Genomic DNA, 23,910 nt, shown 5'->3' on the forward strand with positions numbered 1-23,910 from the left:
TCAGGCCAGCAGGCGGCGGACGTCGGTGAAGCGACCCTCGACCGCGGCGGCGGCGGCCATGGCGGGGCTGACCAGATGCGTGCGCACCCCCTGCCCCTGCCGTCCCTGGAAATTGCGGTTGGTGGTGGAGGCGATCCGCTCCCCCGGCCGGCCGGTGTCGCCGTTCATGCCCACGCACATCGAGCATCCGGGCTCGCGCCATTCGAACCCCGCCTCGCGGAACACGGCATCGAGCCCTTCAGCCTCGGCCTGGCGCTTCACAAGACCCGAGCCGGGGACGACCCAGGCCGGGCGCACGGTCTTGCGGCCCTTGGCGACGAGGGCAGCGGCGCGCAGATCCTCGATCCGGGAGTTGGTGCACGAACCGATGAAAACCCGGTCGACCTCGATGGATTCGATGGCCTCGCCCGGCGTCAGGCCCATGTAGTCGAGCGTGCGCCGCATGCCGTCGCCCGCGGCCTGATCGGCGGCGGCGGCAGGGTCGGGAATGCGGCCGTCGACGGGCAGCGCATCCTCGGGCGAGACGCCCCAGGTGACCATCGGGGCGAGCGCGGCGGCGTCCAGCGTCACCTCCCGGTCGAAGACGGCGCCCTCGTCGGTGACGAGCGCCCTCCAGTGCGCCTCGGCCTTCTCCAGATCGGCGCCCTGCGGCGCGTAGGGGCGGCCTCGGAGGTAGTCGATGGTGATCTCGTCCGGCGCGACCATGCCGGCGCGGGCGCCCGCCTCGATCGACATGTTGCAGAGCGTCAGGCGACCCTCGATGGTCAGCGCCCGCACCGCCTCGCCGGCGTATTCGATGACATGGCCCGTGGCCCCGCCGGCGCCGATGCGCGCGATGAGCGCGAGCGCCATGTCCTTGGCCACGACCCCTGCCGGGGCCCGTCCCTCGATGCGGATCCGCATGGATTTCGGGCGGCGTTGCCACAGGCATTGCGTCGCCATCACATGCGCCACCTCGGACTGGCCGATGCCGAAGGCCAGCGCTCCCAGCGCCCCATGGGTGGAGGTGTGGCTGTCGCCGCAGACCATCGTGAGCCCCGGCTGGGTCACGCCCTGCTCCGGCCCCACCACATGCGCGATGCCCTGCCGCGCATCGCCCAGGTCGAACATGGTGAAGCCGTGGCGGGCGGCGTTGTCGGTCATCTGCTCCAGCGCCCGCCGGCGCAGCGGCTCCAGCGGGCCCGCGCCGCCGGACGCGACGAAATGGTCAGGCGTGCCGAAGGACCGGTCGGGGCGGCGCAACGGCAGGCCCCGTTCGTGCAGCAGCCCGAAGCAGCCGGCCGATCCGTCATGCATCAGGTGACGGTCGATGTAGAGCAGGGTGTAGCCGTCGTCGCGCTCCACCACGGCGTGGCTCGCCCAGATGCGGTCGAAGAGGGTGCGAGGGGTCGTCATCGGAGGCCTCCCGGAAGGCGCCTCGGGGCGCTCGTGGTCATTGGACCGAAGGCGGCGCGGGCCGCCCTCGGGGACGATCATGCGTTCTATTCGGCGGCGGCGCAGGACGACGGCGTCCCATCCGACGAGTCGCGATAGGCGGTGCGCCGCTCATCCCACTCGGCCGCGTCGAAGCGGGCGAAGAGCGCGCCGGGCGAAGAACGGTCGGGCGGAAAGCGATCCTCGCGCAGGTCGGAGAGCAGCGCGTCGCAGGTCTCCACGATCCCGCGCAGCAGCAAGCCCGGCACGATGGAGACGGCGAAGCCCATCTGACGGGCCTCGGCGATCGACACGTCCGGGCTCTTGCCGCCGCGCACCATGTTGAACAGGCACGGGCCCTTGATCAGGCGGGGGACGGCGGCGACTTCCTCCATGCTCTGCGGCGCTTCGACGAAAATCATGTCGGCCCCGGCGGCGAGCGCGAGGTTGCCCCGCGCGATGGCCTCATCCAGCCCCGCCGGTCCGCGGGCGTCGGTGCGCGCGATGATGGTGAAGTCGGGCGAGCGGCGCGCGGCGGCGGCGGCGCGGATCTTGGCGGCGAAGTCCTCGCGGCTCGCCAGCTCCTTGTCGTCGAGATGCCCGCATTTCTTGGGAAACGCCTGATCCTCGATATGGATCGCGGCGACGCCGGCGCGCTCGAATTCCTGCACCGTGCGCCAGACGTTGAGCTCGTTGCCGTAGCCGGTGTCGGCGTCCGAGATCAGCGGCAGGTCCGAGGCGTGGACGATGCGCTGGGCGTTGGCCACCATCTCGGTCATCGTGATCAGCCCGTAATCGGGATAGCCGAGCGTCATCGAGGTGCCGGCCCCGGTCATGTAGACGGCCGGGAATCCCGCCGACGCCACCATACGGCCGGTGATGCCGTCGAAGGCGCCCGGGGCGACGACCATTTCGCCCGTTTTCAGAAGCGTGCGCAGGGAAGCTGCGTGGGTCATGAAATCATTCCTCTTGCTTCGGGCCGGCTTTCGCCGGGATGACGGGCCCTTCCAGCGTTTCCAGGCCGAAATCGTAGCGCATGCGCATCCGGTCGGGGGGCGCGAGGATCTCGACATATTCCACCACACGGCCGTCCCGCGCGATCATCAGACAGCGCAGGTCGATGAGCGCCGCGCCCACATGCACGCCCAGTCGAGAGGCCACGAGCGGTTCGGCAAGCGCCGCCGACGCGAGCTGACGGGTGGCGGTCACATCCGCGCCGGCGCGCGCCAGCAGCGCGTGCAGAGGTTGAGCGCCCAGCTCCTCCTCAGTCCATGTGCGGCCCAGAACCTCGGGGACATAGCTGGTCAGCAGCCCCATCGGCGCGCCGTCGATGGACCGCAGTCGGACCGCGCGTTGCACCGGGGCCTGATCGCCCATCCACAGGCGCTGGCGCGCGAACCCGCGGGCCTCGACATACTCGAACTCCAGCACCCGGGCGACGGTCTCGGCGCCCATGGCGATGATGTTGCTGACGATGGAGCCGCCGGCCCCGCGCACCGGATCCCCGAGGCCCCGGACCCGGGTGCGCTTGCCCGACCCGCGATCGATCAGCCCGTTCTCATGCAGTGAGCTCATGGCCCGGCGCACGGTGATGCGCGACACGCCATAGATCTCGGTCAGCCGCTCCTCGGTCGGCAGGGCGTCGCCCTCCTCGTAGCGGCCCGAGGCGATGGCGTCGGACAGCACCAGGTAGAGCTGATGATGCAGCGGCGCGCCCCGCTCGCGGTCAAGCGCCACCGGCTCGATCCCCTGCTCCCCGTCGCGACGTCGATCCCGCCGACCGGTCATGCGCCGTGCCCCGCGGGGGCGGCGCCGCGCCTGAGCCTGCGATCGACGGCCAGAAGCGCCATGTTGGCGGACACCGCAAAGGCCGAGATCAGCACGGCGATGGCCAGGATGGTCTCCACGTCATGCAGGTCGATGGCCTTCATCAGCAGGAAGCCGAGGCCGCGCTGCGAGGCGAAAAGCTCCCCCAGCATGGTTCCGAGCAGGGTCAGCGAGAAGCCCAGCCGCAAACCGGCGAAGACCTCCGGCAGGGCCGCGGGCAACAGGATATGGCGGGCCTGCTGGACGCCGCTCAGGCGCATCGCCCGTCCGGCGCGCAATTGCGCCGCGGGCACGTTGCGCACGGCGTTGAGCGTGAAAAGCGCCACCGGGATGATGCCGTGAAAGGCGCCGAACGCGACCTTCGCCTGCATTCCCAGCCCGAACAGCAGCAGGATCACCGGGTAAAGCGTCACCTTGGGCAGCGAATAGAGGGTCACCAGGACCGGCTCGGCCACCTCTCCGGTCAGCTTGTGGCCCCCGAGCAGCAAGCCGATCACCACCCCCCCGATCCACGAGATGGCGAGCGCCTGCCCGAAGGCCATGGCGGTTTCGCCCAGATGCGGCAGGAAGCGGGCCTGCCCGACCATGTGCAGCAGATGCGACAGCGTCGGCAGCGGCGCGGTGATCGCCACGTCGCCGGCGAGCTCGTGCAACAGCTGCCACCCGATCACGATGGCGGCGCAGACCAGCACCGGGTCGCGCGCGTTGCGCACGGAGATGGAGGCGCGGGGGGGGGCGGCGGCGGTCACAGGCCTCTCCGTTTCAGCATCCGGCGCTCCCAGGCGAAAACGCTCATGTTGAAGCTCGTCACCAGGGTCAGCACGATCAGGATCAGCGCGTACATGCGCTGGTTATTGAAATTGTCGTAGGCGTAGGCGATTTCGTGCCCGATGCCCTCGGTCGACATGATGAACTCGCCCGCGATGACGCCGATGAACGAATAGGCCACCGCCAGCTTCAGCCCCGACAGGATATGCGGCGCGGCGGCGGGCAGGCGCACGCGCAGGATCTCGTCGACCAGGCCGAGCCGATGCACCCGCGCGGTCTTGGCCAGCACCGCGGGCACCCGGTCGAGCCCGGCCATGGTGGCGAGGATCATCGCCACCATGGCGAACATCGTCGCCAGAAAGATCAGCGGCGTCCGGCCAAGCCCGAAGATCACGATCAGCAGCGGATAGAAGGCGATGTGCGGGATCGAGTAGTAGGAGGCGAGGAACGGCGACACTGCGCGGCGCAGCGGCGGCACGCGGGTGAGCATGAAGCCGATGCAGAACCCGCCGGTGACGGCGATGACCATGGCGATGGCCACCGCCTGCACGCTCACGCCGAAATGGCGCCAGAACTCGGGATCGCGCAGCGCCTCGACGACGCCCAGCGCCATCGCCGAGGGCGCGACCACCATGGTCGGCTTGATCGCGCCGGTGCGGCAGGCGATTTCCAGCGCCGCGACGGCGCCTACGATCAGGAGGGTGCGAAGGAATCCCGCAAGGCTCATGCCCTCTTCTCCGCCGCCTGGCCTTGCCCCATCGCGCGCAGGGACTCGCCCCGCAGCAGCGACCAGAGACGGGACGTCACGGCCCCGAATTCCGAACGCTCGGCGAGGCTGGAATCGCGCTCCCGGTCCCAGCCGGTCTCCACCACCTCGATGAAGCGTCCCGGACGCGCGGACATGACGCCGATGCGATCCGAGAGCAGGTTCGCCTCGTCAAGCGCATGGGTGATCAGCATCACGGTCGCCCCGGTCTCGCGCCACAGGCGCAGAAGCTCATCCCCCATCAGCAGCCGGGTCTGCTGGTCGAGCGCGCCGAACGGTTCGTCCAGCAGGATCAGCCGGGGCTGCATCACCAGGGTGCGCGCGATGCACACCCGCTGGCGCATGCCGCCCGAGAGCTGGCTGGGATAGGCCCGGCGGAAATCGCGCAGGCCCATGAAGCCGATGGCGAACTCCACGCGGCGGCGGGTCTCGGCCGCGTCGGTTCCCGCGCGGCGCAGGCCGAAGGCGACGTTGTCCTCCACGCTCAGCCAGGGGAAGCTCGCGTCCTCCTGGAACACCACGCCGACGCCGTCGGGGACCTTGCCGTCGACCGGCGCGCCCTCGAAGGTCACCGTCCCCTCTGTCGGCTTCGCAAGCCCCGACAGCACGTCGAGCAGGGTCGACTTCCCGCAGCCCGAAGGGCCGACGACCGAGAAGAACTCCCCCTGCCGCAGATCGAAGCTGATGGGGCCGAGCGCGTGGACCTCGTCCCCGCCCGAGCGGGCGGGGTAGACGCGCGTCACCCCCTCCAGCCGGGCATGGGGCGCGGGCGCCGCCGCCGAGGCGGGCGTGACAGGCGTCGCGAAGGCGGCGGCGGTCCTCATTGCGTGGCCTTCGCGTCGAGCACGCTTTCGTCGACATAGGCGGTCCAGTCGATCGGCAGGTCGACCAGGCCGACGCTCGCCATCATGTTGGCCATGCCGTCCATCGCCTTGTAATCGATGTCGCCCGCGCCCCACCAATGATCCGTCATGGCACGGATGTTGGAGATGGCGGCCGAGATGATGGCCGGCTCCATGTCGTAGACCCTGGCGATGATCGCCGCGGCTTCTTCGGGCTGATCGTACATGAACCGCACGGCCTTGGCGCGTCCGGCGATGATCGCGCGGATCTGATCGGGTTGGGCGGCGAGCATCTCTTCGGTCACGATCCCGACGGTGCCGGCGGAGTAGGGGGTCAGCGCGCTCAGCCAGGGCAGGACCTGGTAGTCGGCGCCGGCGGCCTTCTTGCGGGAGTAGATCGGCTCGGGGATGATCGCCACGTCGATCTCGTTGTGCTCCAGCGCCGTCAGGCCCGCGCCGAAGTCGCCGATCGCCACCATCTTCACGTCTTCGGGCTTGAGACCGGCGGCCTCGACGATGCCGAGGAAGATCGCCTCGCTGACCGATTTGGGGCGCGAGTAGACCAGGCGCTTGCCCTTCAGGTCCTCGGCGTTCTCCAGCTTCTCGCCCGGGCGGGTGACCAGCAGGGCGGAGCTTCCGGCCGTCGACATCGAGACGATGCGGATCGGGAAGCCTTCCTTGATGGCCGAGATCGCGGCCGGCAGGGCCACTTCCGCGAAGGGCGTGTCGCCGGCCATCATGTTGCGCACCGAGGTGCCGCCGCCCTTGGAGGTGAGGATGCCGGTCACGTCGGCGCCGGCCTCCGTGAAGTATCCCTTCTCCATGGCGATGGCGTAGGGCGCGCCATACATCAACGACCCGTAGTGGGTGACGACGATGTCCGCGGCCTTGGCCGGCGAGACCGCGCTCATGGCGGCCCAGGCCAGCACGGCCGCGCCGGCCAGATGCTTCGTCAGCTTCATCTTTTCCTCCCGAGGGCGAGTCCGACCGTCTTGCGCGGTCGAATCATTATAGTGTTATGACATTATGTTTTAGGTTGTTTTCATGTCAACGGAGTTGCGCCCCGGCGGACGCGCCGTCCGACGCGCTGTCCGGCACGGTGTCGCCGTCCTCCTCAAACGGCGTCAGGGCCAAGACGCCGCCGCGGAACATGCGGATCAGCGGATCGGCGCATGATGCCGACAGCAGGCGGTCGACCGCGGCGCCCTTCCCGGCCGAGGTCCGGGGAAAGGCCTCGCTCCTGTCGAGGTCTGGCGCCTCGGCAGCCAGGGCTCGGCCTTGGAGACGCCGCAATGGGGGGCCTCGGCTTCCCACGGGATCGGGATGCGGGCGCCGTCGCGACCCCGGAAGGCGGGCCAGACCTCACGTCCGCAGGGGTCGACCAGCCGCTCATGGGGCGCATCGGCCTGGGGCAGTCCCAGCTCCAGGCCCTGATGGAGGCGCGAGGCCCCGCGTAGGCAGGTCAGCGCCGCGGTCAGCGCCAGCGGCGGCCCCTATCGCCCCAGCCGCGTGGCGGGGCGCGGAAAGTCATGATTGTCGAGCGCCCAGCAGCCAGCAGCCAGCAGCCAGCAGCCAGCAGCCATAGGCGAGCCCCCGTCGGCCGCGTCGGGTTCGGCGGATTGTCGCGCAGCCGGGCATCGTGGAAGCAGACGGCGCGGACGTCGGGCCGGAAGCCGTCGCCCCCCATGTCGAGCCAATGCCGGCGGACATCGAGGATGGCGTCCTGGACCTGCGGGCAATGGTAATTCAGGTCCGGCCGCTCGCGCAGGACGTTGTGCGGACGATACTGGCCGCGCCGCGGCTCCCACTGCCAGGACGAGCCGCCGAACACCGACAGCCAGTTGTCGGGCCGCGAGCCATCGGGCTTCCCCGGCTTTCCAGGAACCACGGATGCTCGTTCGAACTATGCGAGCGCACCTGATCCATCAGGACCTTGAGGCCACGGGCGTGGGCCGCCTCGACCAGCGCGCGCAAATCCTCGAGCGTGCCGAACATCGGATCGACCGAGAGGTAGTCGGAGACGTCGTAGCCGAAGTCGCGCATCGGCGAGGCGACGAAGGGCGACAGCCAGATAGCGTCGACCCCCGGATCGGCGATGTGGTCGAGCCGGCGCAGCACGCCGGGCAGGTCGCCGACGCCGTTGCCGATGGTGTCCTGATAGCTGCGCGGATAGATCCGGCAGATCACCGCGCCTTTCCACCACGACGCATCGGACGACGCGGCGGAGGCGGGGCCGGAGTCGTTCCGGGCGTCGCTCAGGGGGGCGCCCCGAGGGACGCCCCGCGTCGCGGCGCGGGGCGTCGGGGCGCAAGGCCTCGGCGAGAACGGTCGGAGTCGAGCGGTCGGTCATGGGCGATCCTTTCCGGGTCAGGCGCCGTCGCGCCGGCGGCAGGGCGTGGCGCGCACGAAGCGCGTGGCGGCGCGGGCGAGACGGGGCGCAGGGCCGAGCCACGCATAGGCGAGCAGGCTCGGACCGCCCGTCTCCGCGCGCAGGCGGTGCACGCGGTCCGGCCGGTTGAGGATCAGGGCTCCAGGCGTCAGGCGCCCCGCCTCGTTCTGCGAAACCGCTCCGGCAAGGCAGACGTAGCTTTCCTCGATGCCGGGATGGGCATGGGCGGGATAAACGCAGCCGGGGGCGAAAAGGATCAGCCCCAGGCGCATGTCGCGGCAATGGACCGGGCCTCCCGGGGCCGCGACTTCGCATTGGGCGAAGCGGCCGTGAAGGCCGGCGGGCGGGCGCATGTAGCCCTCGCGCCAGACCAGCGCGCGGGCGAGGGGCTCGATCGCCCTGATCGCCGGCGCCTCCGGGCCGCGCCTGCCGCGCGCCAGCGCCTGGTCCAGCCGCCCCGCCGCGGCAGGCCGGCGCGCCGGGGTCGGCGCGCGCAGGCTGAGCACGCCCTCGGCCAGATCCCTGGCCACTGCGGCGACCCGCGCCTGATGCTCGCGAACGTTGCCGGACCCGCCGGCGCCGACATGCGAACCGCCCTGGGCGATCCGCTCGCCCAGGCGCGCGACCACACGGCGCCAGGCCGGCGCCGGATCCGGGGTCCAACTGCGTCCGACCGCCGAAGCGGCTGCATCGGGTGAGGTGGGTGAATCCATGGGTTCCTCAGGCGGCTGGCCTTCAAGAAGCTTGAGGACGGGCGCGCCGCCGCGTCAGGCGACGAGGCGGCCGGATCGGCAAGGCGAAGGGCCCGGCCCCGGACGCCATCGCAACAGGTCCGGGACGCGCGGCCGCAGTCGTTCAGTCGCCGACCGGCGGGGCGCCGACAGGGGTCGGAGCGACGGCCTTGAGCATCCGGAATTCCGCGACCTTCATCTCGTCCTCCCTGTTCCGATGCGGCCTTCGATCCGCCTGGAAAGGGTGGAGGCCGCCCTGCGTCCCCCGATCAACCGCGGCGGCGGGGCCGATGTTCCCGCCGCCGCCAAACCAGACCGCCCGATCCGGCCGGAGGCCGTGCGGCCGATCAGGGCGCGCGGTCCCAGACCCGTAGCTGGCTGCAGGCGTCCAGGAAGTCGGGGGCGGTGTCCTTCTCCAGCTCGAACACCCCTTCGCCGGGCGCGTCGGGCAGGCCGGCCGCCATCAGGAAGGGCGCGGCCTCGATCGAATGGGCGATGAACTTGCCATGCGCCCAGGCGTCGGCGGCCCAGACCCGCGCGGGATGCATGGCGGAGAGCATCCGCGCCCCGTCTTCCGAGAGCACGATCGCCACCGCGTCGTAGAGAACGGAGGGGCCGCCGTCGATCCTCTGGTCCGCGGGCAACACGCTGCCGTCCGAAAGCCGCACGCCGCCGACCTTCAGCGCCACCAGCTCGACCATGGCGCCGACATCCTCGGCCGCGCTCTTCAGACCGGCCACCGCCTTCGCATCCGCGCCGTCAGCCAACAGGATCCCCAGCTTGCGCCCGTGGAAATTGAGAGGCCCGTTCTTGAGAATGCTGAGCGCGGACGAGCTCGGCAGGTCCGTCAGCGTCTCGCGCGCCGCGGGCGCGGGGTCGGGCAGATCCATGCCCAGTCCCTCGCCGACCGCCGAGGCGAGGTCCTCGTGCACGTTGCGCAGATGCGCCAGCAGGCGGGTGCGGATCTGGGGCGTCTCGACCTTGCTCAGCTCGAAGACGAGGGCGTCGGCCATGTGCCGCCGCTCGACCTCGGTCTGGCTGACATAGAACTGGCGGGCCTGGGAGTAGTGGTCGGCGAAGGTCTCCGACCGCGCCCGGCGCCTGGGCCCCTGCGCCTCGGCGGGATGGCTCCTGAAGCCGCGTTCGGGGTCCTCGCGCGGGCCGCCCGCCTTCGAACCCCAGCCGTTGGGTTCGTAATTGGCGCGCCCCTTGGGATTGGTCATCGCCATGTGACCGTCCTGCTGGAAGGAATGGAACGGGCATTTGGGCGCGTTGATCGGCAGATGGGTGAAGTTGGGCCCGCCCAGCCGGCTGATCTGCGTGTCGAGATATGAGAAGTTGCGCCCCTGCAGCAGCGGATCGTCCGAAAAATCCACCCCCGGCGGCACGTTGCCGGTGTGGAACGCGACCTGCTCGGTCTCGGCGAAGAAGTTGTCGACCATGCGGTCCAGCACCAGCCGGCCGACGCGGCGCACGGGGACCAGTTCCTCGGGGATCAGCTTGGTGGCGTCGAGAATGTCGAAGGGGAAGCCCTCGGCGACCTCCTCGTCGAAGACCTGGATGCCGAGCTCCCATTCCGGGAAGTCGCCGGAGTTGATCGCGTCCCACAGGTCGCGGCGGTGGAAGTCGGGATCGGCGCCGTTGATCGTCACCGCCTCGGGCCAGGTGACCGATTGCAGGCCCTGCTTCGGCTTCCAGTGGAACTTCACGAAGCTGGATTTCCCCTCGGCCGTGACCAGCCGGAAGGTGTGGACGCCGAAGCCTTCCATGAAGCGGAAGGAGCGCGGTATGGCGCGGTCGGACATGGTCCACATGACCATGTTCATCGCCTCGGGCATCCAGGAGATGAAGTCCCAGAAGTTGTCATGCGCCGTCTGCGCCTGCGGAAAGCCGCGGTCGGGCTCCTGCTTGGCGGCGTGGATCAGGTCGGGGAACTTCATCGCGTCCTGGATGAAGAACACGGGGATGTTGTTGCCCACGATGTCCCAGTTGCCCTCGGCGGTGTAGAGCTTCACCGCGAAGCCGCGCACATCGCGCGCCAGGTCGGCCGAGCCCTTGTTCCCCGCCACCGTCGAGAACCGCACGAAGGCCGGGATCCTCTCGCCCGGATGGGTCAACGCGTGGGCGCAGGTCAGGTCCGAGAGGTCTTCATACGCTTCGAAGAAGCCGTGGGCGCCGTAGCCGCGCGCGTGGACCACGCGTTCGGGGATGCGCTCGTGGTCGAAGTGGAAGATCTTCTCGCGGAAATGGAAGTCCTCCATCAGCGCCGGGCCGCGCGCGCCTTGCCGGAGCGTGTTCTGATCGTCCGCGACCGGGATGCCCTGCTGCGTGGTCATCCGCGCGCCGCCGTCGTCGACGGTCTGGTGCAGCTCTCCGCCCTCGCCTGCGCGGGTCCCTTGGGGCGCCGTGGGGTCGATGGTCATGCGCTGGTCTCCTGCTTCGCCTGTAACGCCGGTCGGATCCTGGGCGACGGCCGGCGTGGTCCGCCGTCGATGAAACAACCCGCTTTCGGCGCGAATGTTCCCGAGACGCCGAGCGCCCCATTCAGCGCCCCCGGCCGGCGGGACCTTTCGCCTGCGCGCCGGCGAGGAGGACGGGCCGGCGCGGGATGGCGCGCCTTCCCTTTGGAACATTTCCCGTCCTCGCGCATTATGCAGCGGGCCGGTCTCGCCGGCGCCTCCAGCAGGGAGAGACGCTTGCCAATGAATCTCGTTTCGCCGCCCGCCGACGCGACGCCGACGCCGCGGGCGGGCGGACCTTCGGCCGCCGTCGCGTTCGGCCGCCCAACCGCGCCCGCCGCTTCCCGTCCTGCGGGGCCGGGCGCGCGCGACGCCGAGGCGGGCCGCTGATGGCCGGACAAGCCCCTCACGCCCCCATCGGAGAGGTGCTCGACCGTCTGGATGAGGCGGCCCGACGGGACACCCTCTCGGTCGGCGACGTGGTCGCGGCGCTGGGCGACCGGTCGATGCCGGCGCTGCTCCTGGCGCCGGCGCTGGTGGTGGTCACGCCCGCCTCGGGCATTCCGCTGCTGTCCTCGATCTGCGGGCTGAGCATCGCGCTGATTGCGGCGAGCGCCCTGCTGGCGCGGCCCCGCGTCTGGCTGCCGCGCTGGATTCTGAACCGGCGGACCGAAGGGCGACATCTGCGCGAGGCGGTGGCCTGGTTGCGCCGACCGGCGGGCTGGGTCGACCGGCGCACGCGGCCCCGGTTCCCCTGGCTGTTCCGCTGGCCGCTCGACCGGCTGCCGCTGGCGTTGTGCCTGTTGTGCGGGCTGGCGATGCCGATGCTGGAACTGGTGCCGTTCACCTCGTCGGCGCTGGGGCTGGCGACGGCGTTGCTGGCGATCTCGGTGCTGGTGCGCGACGGGCTGTTCGCGTCGCTGGGCATCGCGGTGGTGCTGACGGCCGCCTGCGTGCCGCTGTTCGTCGCCGCCTGAGCCGGCGGGGCGCGCCCCGGTCCGCTGCGAGCGGGATCAGCGCGGAGCCGGCGCGCGCGAGGCATACCAGGCCGAAACCGCCGCCGCGTCCGCGGCCGGCAGGTGGCGGGCGGCCTGGATCATCAGCTCGGCCCGGGGCCCGCCGGCGACCGGGGGATCGGCGGTGTAGAGGCGCAGCTGCGCTTCCAGATAGCTCCGGCGCTGTCCGGCGAGGCGGGGAAAGACGTCGCGCACCCGCTCGCCCCGCGGCGAATGGCAGGCGTCGCAGGCGGCGACGTCGCGCGCGGGCAGGCCCCTGCGGGCGATCTCCCGGCCTCGCGCCAGCAGCGTCTCATCCACGCCGGCGGGGTCGAGCGCGGCGGCTGGATCGCGCGGGGCGGCGGCGAAACGCGCGGCGAGCCCGGCCAGCGTCGCCGCATCCAGCCCGGCGGCCGCGTGGCGCATCACGCCGCTGGGCCGCGCCTCCGCGGCGTAGCTCTTCAGCGCCGCCTCCAGCGCCGCGCGCGGCTGGATGTCGAGCCGCGGGATCGGTCCCGGCGCTGTGGCGTCGTCATCCGGCCCGCGTCCCCCGGTCCCATGACAACGCACGCAGTCCGCGAAGGGCGGATCGGCCGGCAACGCCAGCCCGCGGGACGAGCCTTCGGGTCCGCCATGCGCCAGCGCCCGGTAGCCTTCGGCGTCAAGCTCGGGCAGCTTCCGCAGGAAGGCCACCACCGCCCAGACCTCGTCCTCGCGGCCGCGGGCGGGCCAGGCGGGCATGCCGGTCATCATCACGCCCTCGTCGACGATCCGGTGCAATTCGGCCGGCGTCCACAGCGGGATCCTCGCCGCGAGGTCGGGCGGCGGCGGCAGCATCGCCTGCGCCGCCCCTCCCGTCGGCGCCGCGGGGCTGCCATGACAGGGGGCGCAGCCGCTCTCGAAATGCGCGGCGCCAAGACGGGCGAGGCCGGGGGCGGAGAGGTCGGGGACCTCGGTCCCCATCGCGTGAAAGGCGACCGAGCGGCGCATGGCCGTGTGCAGGATCCAGCGGGCCGCGGCGCTATGCCCGCCCGCGGCGCCGATGGGCGACAACCCGGCCGCGAAGACGACGACGGCCAGCACGGCGAGCCCGGCCAGGATCCAGGCCAGCGTGCGGATGCGGATCGGTCCGCGGATCATGCGTTCGTCTCCTCGCCCCGGATCGCGCGGCCGGCCAGCGCCAGCCCGCCGGCCAGATAAATCGCGCCGCCCGCGCCCAGCATCAGCACGCCGCCCGCCTCCTGATCGCCCAGCGCGTCGAGGCCGAACAGCGTCGGCCCCTCGGTCGGCGCCCGGCACAGCAGCCGCGGCGAAAGCGCGACCACCACGCCCAGCATGGTCATGTGCATGGCGGTGAACAGCAGCGCCCCCGCCCCCGCCAGCCCCCCGGCGCGGCTGGCCCGTTCCTCCGCCCCGTCCCCGCCCCGCGCCGCGGCCAGCGCCGTGATCCAGACCGCGAGCGAAGCGCCGAGAAAGCACGCCTGCTCCGCCGCGAGCCCGACGGCGGAGGTGCGCGCCAGCGTGTGCAGCGCCGGCGCATGCCAGGCCCATATCGCCGCGAGGTCGACCAGCGAGGCCGCCACAGGCGCCCAGAGCGGCATGGGGACCGCGCCGCGCGTGAGGCTCAGCGCCAGCAACGGCGCGGCGATCGCCACGACGGTCATGTGCAGGGCCATATGGGCCGCGAAACTCCCCCCGCTCAGCCGCGGCAGCGGCCCCGCCCAGGCGAGCGCCAGCACCCCCAGCCCGGCGACCAGCGCCAGGTCCGCGCGACGAAGAAGCCCCGGCGCGGTCATCGACAGGTCTCCAGCATCACCGCCGGCAGCGCCGTGTAGAGGATCGCCACGAAGCTCACCACGCACAGCAGCGTGGCGACATGGGCGAGGAAGCGGCGCCGCTCCTCCGGGTCGTCGGCTTCGTAAACCAGATCGTCGTCGGTGAGGCTGAGGCCGCGAACCCGGCGCAGGGCGCGGAACGCGAAGCCCAGCGCGACAAGCGCCGCCAGCGTCGCCGCCGCCACGCCCCAGGACGCCGGGCCGAGCCCGGCCCCGGGGCCTGCATGGGCGCACCAGCTCGCGCCGATCCAGTAGCAGACGAGGAAATGCCCCCCCCAGATCAGAGGTCCGGTCGCGATCCGCCACAGGCCCCGCGTCTGTCGCGGGCCCTCGCCGTGAAAGCGCCGGTCACGGCGGGCGGCCTCCTGCGGCTCGCGTCGCGCTGGGCGGGTCATGGCGCGACCTCCCGGACCTCGGGGAAGGCGGCGAAGGCGACGGCGGTGACGATGGCGGCGAAGGCGTGGAAATGGGCGAAGACCTCGGTGTTGCGGATGTCGGCGTCGTAGGCGGGCGTCAGACGGCCGGCGAAGCTCGCGACCAGGCAGAAGCCCTGCATGATCGCGCCGACCCCGGCATGGGCCGCGGACCACAGGACCAGCGCCCACACGATCGCCGGCCAGGAATGGGCGGTCGGGTCCATCCCCGCCGCCCACGGCCCCCAGGCCAGCGCCGCCGCCGCCGCAAGGCCCGTCGCCAGCGCCAGCGCCAGCAGCGCCCGGAACGCCCCGACCCGTCCGGCCGCGTTGGCCCGTCGCCCGCCCCAGGTGGCGAGCCACGAGACCGCCGCCAGCCCCAGCGACGCCATCGGCCAGACCACGCCGGGGACCGGCAGGCCGAGGGGCGGGAACGCCTCATGCACGGTCAGAAAGAAGAACAGCCCGAAGAACAGCCCGAGAAAGGCTGTGAGGTCGCCCAGCATGGTGATGAACATCGCCCACCACCCCGTCGACTTCGGCCCCGAGACGTAAAGCGCCGCCTCGCGCCCCAGCCCGATGGACTTCGAGGGCTTCTCGGGATGCTCGCCGGTTCCCGTCCACACCCAGCGCAGGATCAGGACCAGCGCCCCCAACCCGGATATCGCCGTCAGCCACCACCAGTGGAACGTCGCGAAAATGAAGACGCCGCCCAGCGCCGCGGCCCCGCCCAACGGCAGGACCGAGGGGCCGCCGATGCGCAGCACCTGTTCGGGCTCGGCGTCGAGCACCGAGGTCACCAGCCCCTCGCGCCGGCCTTCCTCGGCGTCGGGCAAGTAGAAGCGGCCCGCGTCGTAGTCGCGCACGAAGTCCGGATCGTCCCACAGCGGATAGCGCGACGAGACCTGGGGGACGCAGCGCACGCCCCAGCTGCGGGGGGGCTGCTCCTGCAGCCATTCCAGCGCCCCGCCCTTCCACGGATTGCGCGGGGCGCGGTCGGCCTCGCCCTTGGGACGGATGAGGTCCCAGATGAACACCAGGAAGCCCGCGGCGAACACGAACGCGCCCAGCGAGGACACCAGATTCAGCGTGTCCCAGCCCAGGCCTTCGGAATAGGTCCACACCCGCCGCGGCATCCCGCGCATGCCGGTCAGGTGCATCGGCAGAAAGCAGATCACGAAGCCGGGGAAACACAGCCAGAAGGACCAGACGCCCAGCCGGCGCGACAGCATGCGCCCGGTCACCAGCGGATAGTAGTAGTGAATGCCGGCCACCAGCGGGAACAGCATCCCCCCGAAGAGGGTGAAGTGCAGGTGCGCGACGATGAAATAGCTGTCATGCGCCTGGAAATCGAAAGGCGCGATCGCGAGCATCACGCCGGTAAGCCCGCCGGCCACGAAGATCGCCAGCGCGCCCATGCTCCACAACATCGGGACCGAGCGGCGCACGGTCCCGAGCATCAGCGTCGCGATGAACACGAAGATCTGGATGCCGGTCGGGATCGCCACCGCCTCGGACGCGGCCGCGAAGAAGCCGAGACTGAGCGAGGGCAACCCGGTCGTGAACATGTGGTGGACCCACAGCCCGAAGCTGATGAAGCCGGTGCCCATGGCCGAGAGCACGATCCACGAATAGCCCGCGATGGGGCGTCCCGCGAAGGTCGGGATCATCATCGCCAGCAGCGCGATCGAGGGCAGGAAGATGATGTAGACCTCCGGGTGGCCGAAGATCCAGAACAGATGCTGCCACAGCAGCGGATCGCCGCCGCGCGTCGGATCGAAGAACGGCCAGTCGAGCAACCGCTCCAGTTCGAACAACAGGTCGCCGGCGATCAGCGGCGGGAAGGCGAACAGGATCATCGCCCCCACGATCAGCACATACCAGGCGTAGAGCGGGATCAGGTTCAACCGCATGCCGGGCGGTCTGCATTTCAGGACGCCCACGATCAGCTCGACCGCAGCGGCGATCGAGGCGACTTCGATGAAGCTCAGCCCCAGCAACCAGATGTCGGCGCCGATGCCGCCCTGCTCGGTGGCGAGCGGAGGATACATGAACCAGCCCGCGTCGGGCGCCGCGTCGAAGAGGATCGAGCCGCAGACGAACACGCCCCCGATCAGATAGCACCAGAAGCCGAAAGCCGAGAGCCGGGGGAACGGCAGCTCGCGCGCGCCCAGCAGGGCGGGCAGGATCAGGATCGCCACCGCCTCGAAGATCGGCACGGCGAAAAGGAACATCATCGCGGTGCCGTGCAGGGTGAAGGCCTGATTGTAGAAATCCGGCCCCACCAGGTCGTTCTCGGGCACGGCCAGCTGCGCGCGCATGATCAGCGCCAGCGCGCCCGCGAACAGCATGAAAGCCAGCGCCGAGCCCGCGTACCACAGCCCCACCTCGGTGTTGTTCACCGCGGTCAGATAGCGCCAGCCCTTCGGCGTGGCCCAGGCCGCGCGCAGCCGCGCCTCCTGCGCCGCGCGAAGGTCCGGATCGTCCTGGCATTCGGGATGGGCGCGCTCGGCCTGGGGAAGCGCGGGAGCCTGGGGTTCGGTCATCGGCGTCACCTCAATTCAAGAAGCCAGTCGGCGAGCGTCTCCAGCTCGGCTTCCGACATCAGCGCCCCGTAGCCCGGCATCCGCGCCCCGGGCTTCAGCGCCTGAGGGTCGCGCAGCCAGTCCGCCACCGTCTCCCGCGAGATCGGCGCCAGCCCGGCGCCCAGGGTGGCGCGGGCCGCGAAATGGGTCAGATCCGGACCCACATCGCCGGCCTCGACCAGGCCGCGGACCGGGTGGCAGGCGCCGCAGCCGTGGTCGAGGAACAGCCGCCGCCCCTCCGCCGCGGCGTCCGGGGGACCCTCCCGCAGGGCTTCGGGCGCCGCGGGACGAGCCTCCGCCGCCAGCCAGGCCTCGAACGACTCCGGCGGATGGACGACGACGGTGAAGGCCATGAGCGCATGGCCGGTCCCGCAGAACTCGGCGCAGACGCCCCTATAGACGCCGGGCTGCGGGTCCTCGACCAGAAGGCGGTTCACGCGGCCGGGGATCATGTCCATCTTGCCCGCCAGCGAGGGGATCCAGAACGAATGGATCACGTCGCGGGCGCTGAGCACGAACTCCACCGGCTCCCCCGCCGGCAGGTGGATCTCGTTGGCCGTGCGCACCGGGACCGCGAGGTCGTCGCGCGCATAGGCGACGCGCCACCAGAACTGCTCGCCCCCGACCTCGACCCGCAGCCGCGCGGGCGAGTCGCCCCAGTCCGGCAGCAGCCGCAGGCCCGCGGCCAGCAGCACCGCCAGCACAACGGTCGGGAACACCACGCCGCCGAAAATGATCAGCCGGTCCGCGCGGCGGCTCCCGCCCCGCATCGCCGGGCGCAGCACCGCCAGGATCGCGGCCAGCATCACCGCCGCCCAGATCGCGACGGCGCCCCACGCCATCCACTCGAACAACGCCGCCACTTCGACCGCCTGCCGCGCCCGCGGGACGAGCGCCGACTGCGGCCCGTCGCAGGAAGCGACGAGACCCGCCGCCGGCAGGATCAAGGCGATCGGCGCGAGGCGGTCGAGCTTGCGGTCTCCGTCGATGGGCTCTCTCCTTGGTCTTCCGCCGGCGCGCCGGGTCTCCTGTCCGCGAGCGATCTCGATCTCCGCCTTCTTCGACCTAGGGCCGGGCCGGCGGCCTGCCACTCCTGCGGCCGCTCCCGCGGACCGGGAGGGCCATGCGCAAGGCGCGGAAATCCATGTTCAGCCCGGGATTTCCGCGGGTCCGTGAACGGGACGCGAATTCGAACCCGCCCTCGTCGGGCGCCGCGCCGGCCAGAAAGTTCGCGGGGCCAGAAAGCTCGCGGGGCCAGAAAAGCGGATCCGGGAGGCGAGACAGTCCCATCCCGCAAACCCGTCGCGCCGCGGGCCGGCCAGGTCGCGCGCGCGTGGCGGAAGCGGCACGAGAGGACTCGCGCCCGGATCGCGGGTTTCGAGCCCCGGCGGCGTCGCCGCGAGGGCATCGGGGCGGGCGGCGTCCGTCACGGGCGTCCCTTCATCGTCCGCCGTTCCTCCCGAACCGCGTTCCAGCGTCGGCAGCCGGTCGCGCAAGGCGGCGATTTCGGACCCGGTCAGGCCGGGCGTCGGCTTCCGGACATCGAAGGGGAGGATGCCGCCGGGGCCCTCGCGGTCGATCCTCACGGGACGGCCGCCATGGGACTCCGCCCGGCGGCGGGTGACGTGACGATCGGTTTCGGGGGAGGTGACGGACATTGCGGGGATCCTTCGATAGGGCCGGACGCGGGGGACGCGCCCCGGCAAGGGACGACCGGCAGGCGGATTTCGGCCGCATCACCGATCGTCTCGCGACGCGCGGCGCATGGCGCGCGGGTCAAGGCGCGCGAGGCCGGCCGCGGCCTCCCCCCGCGAAGCGCATCTCGAAGCCGCCGCGCGGGACCGGAGGCATGTCGTTCGAGAGCTCCAGCGACCCGGGCGCCGCCTCCCAGTCCGCGGCGCGGAGCCGGGCGGTCGCGACCTTCATCAGCGCCACCGTCGCCGCCTCGCCCGGACAGCGATGGGTCCGCGCCGCGTCGCCGGCGCCCTGAGGGACGAAGCGGTGGTCCTGATCGCGCCAGGAGGGGGCGCGGCCGGGGTCGAAACGTTCGGGGTCGGGAAAAGCGCCCGGATCGCGGTTCGTGCCATGCAGGTCCAGAAGCGCCCAGCGTCCGGCGGCCACCGTCTCTCCCCGCCAGACCAGATTGCGCGCGGCGCGACCGGCGATCAGCGGGAAAAACGGGGCGAGGCGGCGGACCTCCTCGACGAAGGGCTCCAGCATCGCGGGGTCGTCGCGCAGGCGGGTCCGCCAGGCGGGCTCGCGCGCCAGCGCCAGAGCGGCATGGGCGATGAAGCGATTCACCGCGACGACCGGGCGGAGAAGGTTGAGCAGTTCGTCCACCGCCGCGGCTTCGGACATCGCCCCGTCCTCCGGGTCCTCGAAGAAGGCGATGCGCGCCAGCGGCGTCTCCGCCGAAAGCACGAGGTCGCCACGACGGACCCGGCGGATCAGCTTCGCCGCGCGCCGCTCCACCCGTCCGCGACGCCAGCGGGCGCGCCAGTTGCGCGGCCCCAGCCGGCCCGCATTGGCCACCATCGCCTCCAGATCGCGCGCGAGCCGTCGCCCGCCCAGCGCCGATATCGGCGCTCCGGTCCAGCCGCAAGCGGCCGCGGCCAGCAGCGGCGTCACCTCCTCCAGCAAGGCGATCCGCCCCCGCCGCCGCCATTCCGGCTCCGCCTCCCGCCAGAGCGCGTCGAAGCGATCGGCCAGGTCGGCGACCCGCGCCTCGGGCAGCAGCAGGTCGAGGAACAGCGCCTTGCGCCGCCGGTGCGCCGGGCCGTCGAGGCTCTGCACGCTGCGCCGGTCCTGCAGCAGACGCGACACGCTGCGGGGCATGGCGCCGACGCGGGTGAAACGGTCGTCGTCGTAGAAGAACGCCGCCGCCTCGGACCCGTGCAGGCACAGAACCGTGCGGCCGGCGAGCCGCGCCTCGAAAGCGTCGGTCTCGAGCTTCGCCGCCTTGCCGGCGATCAGGCCGAACGGGTCGCGCAAGAGCCTGAGAACGAGGTCTCGGCCGGGATCTCGGGGAAAGGTCATCGCGGCGCCCCCGGCGCGACGGGCGCCCGCCTCGCGGGCCGGCGGCGTGCGGCCCCGGCTTCGTCGAGCCCGCGGGGACGGCGGGTCGCGCGGGGGCCGCGGCCGGGCGCGGCGGGCGGAAAATCTGCAGCGGTCACGGCCATGCGGCATCTCCTCATGCGGCGGGCTCGGGACGCATGAAACCCGCGAGACGCGCGAATGTTCCCGCCCCGGCCGCTCCCCCGCCGGCGGGAGGGTCCGCCGATCGCCCGGAACATCCGCGGCGCTGCGCGGTTGCGCAGGGGAACACCGCCATCAGGAGGAAACGGAATGACCGAACACCGCAGAGCCGAAGGCAAGGGCGCAGGCGAGGGCGAGGGCGGGCGCCAGGGCCGCGACGTCCACCGGGGGAAGCCCCGCGAGACGGCCGCGCGCCAGCGCGGCATCCAGGACGAGATCGCCGGGCGCGACGGCTCCGAACCCGGCGCCCGGGCTCGGTTGCGCCGTCCGCCGCAGACCGGCGCGCGCGACTATCCCGTCGCCCCGCAGCCCGCCCAGCATCAGGCCAAGCCGGGCTCGGAGGCCGAGCTCGACCCGCAACCGATGTGCGATGCGCCCTACTGGCGCGGCTCCGGCAAGCTGCAGGGGATGTCCACGCTCATCACCGGCGCCGATTCCGGGATCGGGCGGGCCGTGGCGGTTCTGTTCGCGCGCGAAGGCGCCGATGTCGCGGCGGTCTATCTTGACGAACACGACGACGCCGAGGAGACCCGCCGCCTGGTCGAGGCCGAGCGCCGCCGCTGCCTGCTGATCCCCGGCGACATCGGCGACCCGGCCTTTTGCGAGGACGCGGTCGCGCGCACCGCGCAGGCTCACGGCGGGCTCGACGTGCTGGTTAACAACGCCGCCTTCCAGCTGCATTCCGCCGAATTCGAGGATCTGACGCCCGACCATGTCGACGAGACGCTGCGCACCAATCTGGCGGGCCTTTTTCACATGAGCCGCGCGGCGACGCGCCGCCTGCCCGAGGGGGGCGCGATCGTCAATTCGGGCTCGGTCGCCGGCCTGCGCGGTTCGGGGTGCGCGGTCGACTACGCGACCACGAAAGGCGGGATCCATTCCTTCACGCTCTCGCTGGCGCAGAGCCTGCTGCCGCGCGGCATCCGGGTGAACGCGGTGGCGCCTGGGCCGGTATGGACGCCGTTGAACCCGGCCGACCGCCCGGCCGAGGGCGTGGCCCATTTCGGCGAGAACAACCCGATGGGCCGCCCGGCCCAGCCCGAGGAACTGGCGCCGGCCTACCTGTTCCTCGCCTCGCCGCAGATGTCGAGCTATGTGACCGGAACCATCCTGCCGGTCACGGGCGGCGGGTGACGCCGCCGACCGCAGGTTCAGTCATGATATGGCGGCCGCGGCCGTCGAGCGGAGGACGACGCTTTCGAACGGAGCGGGCAAGGCGCAGCTCCGTTGCGAAAGGCGAGAGAGAGAGGGCGGGACGGGGCGGCCCGTCAGCGGAGCGCGGGGCCCAGCTTCTCGACCACCATCTCGCGGCCCCGTGCGACGCGGCTCTTCACCGTGCCGATCTTGCAGTTGCAGATGCGGGCGCTGTCCTCGTAGCTCTCGCCCATCACCACCACCAACAGCAGGACCGCCCGGTAATGCGGCGGCAGGCCGAGGATCGCGTCCATCGCCTCCCCCCCCTGCAGCGTCCATTCCTGGGTCGGCTGCGAGACCACATCCAGCGAAACGCAGTCGGCGTCACCGGTCCGCTCCCGCGCGGCCTTCATCACCGAGGTGAGGAAGGTATTGCGCATGATCGTGAACATCCAGGCGCGGAGGTTGGTGCCCGGGTGAAACTGGCGGCGCCGGGACAGCGCCTTCAGCAATGTCTCCTGCAACAGGTCGTCCGCATCGACCCGGCGCCGGGCGAGCGAGCCCGCATAGGCCCGCAGCGCGGGGGTCTGATCAAGGATTTCCGCGGTGGACACGCGGGCCGGCGCCGGGGGCGGCGGGGTGGAGCGGATCGAAGAAATCGGGGCGCGGGGGATCCGGGTCGGGGCGATCGAAGACGGGGGGATCGAAGACGGGGGGAAGGTATCGTCGAGCATCGTTTCGGAACCTGTTCGCGGGAGAGCGAGGGTCAGCACGAGGCGAGGGGCGCCGCGCCGCCGCCGGTCTCCGGTCAACGGGGGGCGGCCGCGGGAGGGCGGCCGTCGGCTCAGCTTGAGGGAAGGTTCGCTCCCGGCAGGGCCCGGGTCGGAGGCCCGACGGGGAAGAGCGCGCCGGCGAGCCAGCCGCGCCTTGTCGGGCTCGGCGCCGGCGAGCCGCCGCGTCCGTCCGGATCGGACGAGGCCGGCCTCAGGACCCTCGGCGGCGCGGCGGCCGGCCCGGGCTCGGCAAGCGCCGGACCGGACAATCGCGGGCGCTGCGCGCCCCGTAGACCGGAGCGCCCGTCCTGTCGCCGCAGAGCATGCGCGCGCGGTCTGATACGGTCATCTCTGTCATGGCTCATGTCGGATCTCCGGCATCGGCTGTTTCGATCAAGTTAGATCACGCCAATTTTAATCAAGTCGCCGAGCAATATTGCAGGAAAGTTTTCTATTGAGAAATTGCCGCCCGACTCTTATGAGATTTTCATAATATGTTCTTCCGGCGGCGAGAACATGTCGCCTGCGCCACAGATCGGATCGCCGCCGTTCAGGTCCGCCGACAGCGCGAGGCGCGCGAGGTGATGCGCCGGCGCACGGGGTCGACGACGATCGCCGCGCCGATGCGGCTTTCGGGGAAACGGACCTGCTCGATGGCGCGATTCAGGCGCTCCATCGTTATCCGCGGGGACGGGATCCCCGGCGAGATACCGTCGCGAAGCAGGTCCGCGTTCTCCTGCGGCCGCGCGGCCGGACAGGGGTTGCGGCTGGCGGAACAAGGGGTGGGGGGGCCGATCCGGCGGGGGGGCGCCTGACGATACACGTTCGCTCAGCCGAATGCGTCAGCAATGGCGCCTTCTCGTCTCATTGGCGCCGAAAGGCCGGCGTTTGCTGCGTCCCATGACTTGCCGATCCCACGACACCCGCAGGGGAGGCGATCCCCGGCCCGGGCTGCGGCCCAGCCGCCGGAGCGTGATCACGCTGGCCGCCGCGGCCGCCGCCACCGCCTGGGCGGGACGCGCCTCCGCCGAGACCCATCGCGGCGGCGTGCCCTGGAGCCCATCCGCCGACGACGCGCCCTTCCACGGGACCCGCGAGGCGCATTTCCTCACCGATGCCGAATTCGCCGTGGTGGACGCGATGTGCGCGCGCATCCTGCCCGGCGACGAGAACGACCCCGGCGCGCGGGAGGCGGGGGCGGCCGTGTTCATCGACCGACAGCTCGCCTCGCCCTGGGGACGGGGGGAGCTTTGGTACATGCAGGGCCCCTTCTCCGAAGGGCTGCCGACGCAGGGCTACCAGGCCGACTTCACGCCCGCCGCGCTTTACCGCGCCGCCATCGCGGCGGTGGAGGGACATTGCGCGACGGCCTTCGACGGCCGCGGCTTCGCGGATCTCGCCGAGGACGAGCAGGACCAGGTCCTGACCGCGATGGACGAAGAGACGCTGACCTTCGACCACGTGCCCGCCAAGTCCTTTTTCGACATGATGCGCGAGAACACCATCGAGGGGTTCTTCTGCGACCCGATCTACGGGGGCAACGCCGACATGGTCGGCTGGCGGCTCGTCGGCTTTCCCGGCGCCCGCTACGACTACCGCCCGTGGCTCGACCATGGCGGCCGCAGGCTCGACCTGCCCCCGGTCGGCATCGCCGGCCGTCCCGCCTGGCGCCGGGCCGGGACACCCGCCCCCCGCAGGTGACGGCCGGCGAGCGATCGCCCGCAA

At 71.7% G+C, this 23,910-nt stretch carries 21 protein-coding genes and 1 pseudogene; 3 read left to right on the plus strand and 19 right to left on the minus strand.

Translation table 11 applies throughout. The annotated features are described in order from the left end of the window. The 11 genes and pseudogenes from leuC to BLV24_RS17615 all read right to left on the minus strand — a co-directional run bounded on the left by leuC (nucleotide 1) and on the right by BLV24_RS17615 (nucleotide 11,159). A complete protein-coding gene (gene leuC / locus BLV24_RS17570; protein ID WP_092684226.1) occupies nucleotides 1-1,395 on the minus strand; it encodes a 3-isopropylmalate dehydratase large subunit in 1,395 nt (464 codons plus the stop codon). Nucleotides 1,396-1,481: 86 nt separating this feature from the next. Beyond that, on the minus strand, nucleotides 1,482-2,369 hold the full coding sequence (locus BLV24_RS17575) for an isocitrate lyase/PEP mutase family protein (protein ID WP_092684228.1): 888 nt from the start codon (nucleotides 2,367-2,369) through the stop codon (nucleotides 1,482-1,484). Nucleotides 2,370-2,373: 4 nt separating this feature from the next. After that, entirely contained in the window at nucleotides 2,374-3,201 is an 828-nt protein-coding gene (locus BLV24_RS17580; RefSeq protein WP_092684230.1) for a GntR family transcriptional regulator, read from the minus strand. Beyond that, nucleotides 3,198-3,989, minus strand: a complete 792-nt coding sequence (locus tag BLV24_RS17585; RefSeq protein ID WP_092684232.1) for an ABC transporter permease — start codon at nucleotides 3,987-3,989, stop codon at nucleotides 3,198-3,200. The genes BLV24_RS17580 and BLV24_RS17585 overlap by 4 nt, the downstream gene beginning before the upstream one ends. Further along, nucleotides 3,986-4,735 (minus strand): ABC transporter permease, encoded by a 750-nt coding sequence (locus BLV24_RS17590; protein WP_092684233.1) that lies wholly within the window; start codon nucleotides 4,733-4,735, stop codon nucleotides 3,986-3,988. The genes BLV24_RS17585 and BLV24_RS17590 overlap by 4 nt, the downstream gene beginning before the upstream one ends. Then, a complete protein-coding gene (locus tag BLV24_RS17595) occupies nucleotides 4,732-5,598 on the minus strand; it encodes an ABC transporter ATP-binding protein (RefSeq protein ID WP_092684234.1) in 867 nt (288 codons plus the stop codon). The genes BLV24_RS17590 and BLV24_RS17595 overlap by 4 nt, the downstream gene beginning before the upstream one ends. Continuing rightward, nucleotides 5,595-6,578: an ABC transporter substrate-binding protein gene (locus BLV24_RS17600; protein ID WP_092684236.1), complete on the minus strand. Its 984-nt coding sequence runs from the start codon at nucleotides 6,576-6,578 to the stop codon at nucleotides 5,595-5,597. The genes BLV24_RS17595 and BLV24_RS17600 overlap by 4 nt, the downstream gene beginning before the upstream one ends. A 195-nt stretch (nucleotides 6,579-6,773) precedes the next feature. Further along, nucleotides 6,774-7,100: an alpha-amylase family glycosyl hydrolase gene (locus tag BLV24_RS23065; RefSeq protein ID WP_483860476.1), complete on the minus strand. Its 327-nt coding sequence runs from the start codon at nucleotides 7,098-7,100 to the stop codon at nucleotides 6,774-6,776. A 122-nt stretch (nucleotides 7,101-7,222) separates the two neighbouring features. Further along, nucleotides 7,223-7,875: pseudogene (locus BLV24_RS22660) on the minus strand (alpha-amylase family glycosyl hydrolase); the annotation flags it as partial. A gap of 108 nt (nucleotides 7,876-7,983) precedes the next feature. Further along, on the minus strand, nucleotides 7,984-8,718 hold the full coding sequence (locus BLV24_RS17610) for a dimethylsulfonioproprionate lyase family protein (RefSeq protein WP_092684238.1): 735 nt from the start codon (nucleotides 8,716-8,718) through the stop codon (nucleotides 7,984-7,986). 365 nt (nucleotides 8,719-9,083) lie between these two features. Then, on the minus strand, nucleotides 9,084-11,159 hold the full coding sequence (locus BLV24_RS17615) for a catalase (RefSeq protein ID WP_092684240.1): 2,076 nt from the start codon (nucleotides 11,157-11,159) through the stop codon (nucleotides 9,084-9,086). A 425-nt stretch (nucleotides 11,160-11,584) separates the two neighbouring features. Between BLV24_RS17615 and BLV24_RS17620 the strand changes: the two genes are divergently transcribed. Then, nucleotides 11,585-12,172 carry an exopolysaccharide biosynthesis protein gene (locus BLV24_RS17620; RefSeq protein WP_245710638.1) on the plus strand — a complete coding sequence of 196 codons (588 nt, stop codon included), beginning with the start codon at nucleotides 11,585-11,587 and terminating at the stop codon, nucleotides 12,170-12,172. 36 nt (nucleotides 12,173-12,208) lie between these two features. Here BLV24_RS17620 and BLV24_RS17625 read toward each other — a convergent pair whose 3' ends face one another. The 6 genes from BLV24_RS17625 to BLV24_RS17655 all read right to left on the minus strand — a co-directional run bounded on the left by BLV24_RS17625 (nucleotide 12,209) and on the right by BLV24_RS17655 (nucleotide 20,059). After that, entirely contained in the window at nucleotides 12,209-13,330 is a 1,122-nt protein-coding gene (locus BLV24_RS17625; protein WP_092684242.1) for a c-type cytochrome, read from the minus strand. Beyond that, on the minus strand, nucleotides 13,327-13,986 hold the full coding sequence (locus BLV24_RS17630) for a cytochrome c oxidase assembly protein (RefSeq protein ID WP_092684244.1): 660 nt from the start codon (nucleotides 13,984-13,986) through the stop codon (nucleotides 13,327-13,329). The genes BLV24_RS17625 and BLV24_RS17630 overlap by 4 nt, the downstream gene beginning before the upstream one ends. Continuing rightward, complete coding sequence (locus BLV24_RS17635) at nucleotides 13,983-14,420, minus strand: hypothetical protein (protein WP_092684246.1); 438 nt, start codon at nucleotides 14,418-14,420, stop codon at nucleotides 13,983-13,985. Before BLV24_RS17635 ends, BLV24_RS17630 begins: the two co-directional genes overlap by 4 nt. Continuing rightward, nucleotides 14,417-16,984, minus strand: coding sequence for a cytochrome c oxidase subunit I (gene ctaD, locus BLV24_RS17640; protein ID WP_092684248.1), 2,568 nt, complete (start codon nucleotides 16,982-16,984; stop codon nucleotides 14,417-14,419). The genes BLV24_RS17635 and ctaD overlap by 4 nt, the downstream gene beginning before the upstream one ends. A 5-nt stretch (nucleotides 16,985-16,989) precedes the next feature. Continuing rightward, nucleotides 16,990-18,114 carry a cytochrome c oxidase subunit II gene (gene coxB, locus BLV24_RS17645; RefSeq protein ID WP_245710640.1) on the minus strand — a complete coding sequence of 375 codons (1,125 nt, stop codon included), beginning with the start codon at nucleotides 18,112-18,114 and terminating at the stop codon, nucleotides 16,990-16,992. Nucleotides 18,115-18,799: 685 nt separating this feature from the next. After that, nucleotides 18,800-20,059 (minus strand): cytochrome P450, encoded by a 1,260-nt coding sequence (locus BLV24_RS17655; protein WP_176954806.1) that lies wholly within the window; start codon nucleotides 20,057-20,059, stop codon nucleotides 18,800-18,802. 309 nt (nucleotides 20,060-20,368) lie between these two features. On the opposite strand from BLV24_RS17655, the gene BLV24_RS17660 reads away from it, so the two are divergent. Further along, nucleotides 20,369-21,412 (plus strand): SDR family oxidoreductase, encoded by a 1,044-nt coding sequence (locus BLV24_RS17660; protein ID WP_092684254.1) that lies wholly within the window; start codon nucleotides 20,369-20,371, stop codon nucleotides 21,410-21,412. 134 nt (nucleotides 21,413-21,546) lie between these two features. Here the strand turns inward: BLV24_RS17660 and BLV24_RS17665 are convergent, their stop codons facing one another. Together BLV24_RS17665 and BLV24_RS22915 are read right to left on the minus strand one after the other, a co-directional pair. Further along, entirely contained in the window at nucleotides 21,547-22,026 is a 480-nt protein-coding gene (locus BLV24_RS17665; RefSeq protein ID WP_245710642.1) for a sigma-70 family RNA polymerase sigma factor, read from the minus strand. A gap of 709 nt (nucleotides 22,027-22,735) precedes the next feature. Beyond that, on the minus strand, nucleotides 22,736-22,861 hold the full coding sequence (locus BLV24_RS22915) for a hypothetical protein (protein ID WP_281242938.1): 126 nt from the start codon (nucleotides 22,859-22,861) through the stop codon (nucleotides 22,736-22,738). Between the two features lie 296 nt (nucleotides 22,862-23,157). Between BLV24_RS22915 and BLV24_RS17670 the strand changes: the two genes are divergently transcribed. Then, a complete protein-coding gene (locus tag BLV24_RS17670; protein WP_176954807.1) occupies nucleotides 23,158-23,886 on the plus strand; it encodes a gluconate 2-dehydrogenase subunit 3 family protein in 729 nt (242 codons plus the stop codon). Nucleotides 23,887-23,910: the final 24 nt, after the last annotated feature.

Source organism: Albimonas donghaensis (genome assembly GCF_900106695.1).
Classification (GTDB): Bacteria; Pseudomonadota; Alphaproteobacteria; order Rhodobacterales; family Rhodobacteraceae; genus Albimonas; species Albimonas donghaensis.

Bases quoted from the DNA above. Each gene is read 5' to 3' on its own strand.
- leuC (WP_092684226.1), bottom strand. From the start codon at position 1,395: ATGACGACCCCTCGCACCCTCTTCGACCGCATCTGGGCGAGCCACGCC.
- BLV24_RS17575 (WP_092684228.1), bottom strand. From the start codon at position 2,369: ATGACCCACGCAGCTTCCCTGCGCACGCTTCTGAAAACGGGCGAAATG.
- BLV24_RS17580 (WP_092684230.1), bottom strand. From the start codon at position 3,201: ATGACCGGTCGGCGGGATCGACGTCGCGACGGGGAGCAGGGGATCGAG.
- BLV24_RS17590 (WP_092684233.1), bottom strand. From the start codon at position 4,735: ATGAGCCTTGCGGGATTCCTTCGCACCCTCCTGATCGTAGGCGCCGTC.
- BLV24_RS17595 (WP_092684234.1), bottom strand. From the start codon at position 5,598: ATGAGGACCGCCGCCGCCTTCGCGACGCCTGTCACGCCCGCCTCGGCG.
- BLV24_RS17600 (WP_092684236.1), bottom strand. From the start codon at position 6,578: ATGAAGCTGACGAAGCATCTGGCCGGCGCGGCCGTGCTGGCCTGGGCC.
- BLV24_RS17610 (WP_092684238.1), bottom strand. From the start codon at position 8,718: ATGGATTCACCCACCTCACCCGATGCAGCCGCTTCGGCGGTCGGACGC.
- BLV24_RS17615 (WP_092684240.1), bottom strand. From the start codon at position 11,159: ATGACCATCGACCCCACGGCGCCCCAAGGGACCCGCGCAGGCGAGGGC.
- BLV24_RS17620 (WP_245710638.1), top strand. From the start codon at position 11,585: ATGGCCGGACAAGCCCCTCACGCCCCCATCGGAGAGGTGCTCGACCGT.
- BLV24_RS17625 (WP_092684242.1), bottom strand. From the start codon at position 13,330: ATGATCCGCGGACCGATCCGCATCCGCACGCTGGCCTGGATCCTGGCC.
- BLV24_RS17630 (WP_092684244.1), bottom strand. From the start codon at position 13,986: ATGACCGCGCCGGGGCTTCTTCGTCGCGCGGACCTGGCGCTGGTCGCC.
- BLV24_RS17635 (WP_092684246.1), bottom strand. From the start codon at position 14,420: ATGACCCGCCCAGCGCGACGCGAGCCGCAGGAGGCCGCCCGCCGTGAC.
- ctaD (WP_092684248.1), bottom strand. From the start codon at position 16,984: ATGACCGAACCCCAGGCTCCCGCGCTTCCCCAGGCCGAGCGCGCCCAT.
- BLV24_RS17655 (WP_176954806.1), bottom strand. From the start codon at position 20,059: ATGACCTTTCCCCGAGATCCCGGCCGAGACCTCGTTCTCAGGCTCTTG.
- BLV24_RS17660 (WP_092684254.1), top strand. From the start codon at position 20,369: ATGACCGAACACCGCAGAGCCGAAGGCAAGGGCGCAGGCGAGGGCGAG.
- BLV24_RS22915 (WP_281242938.1), bottom strand. From the start codon at position 22,861: ATGGAGCGCCTGAATCGCGCCATCGAGCAGGTCCGTTTCCCCGAAAGC.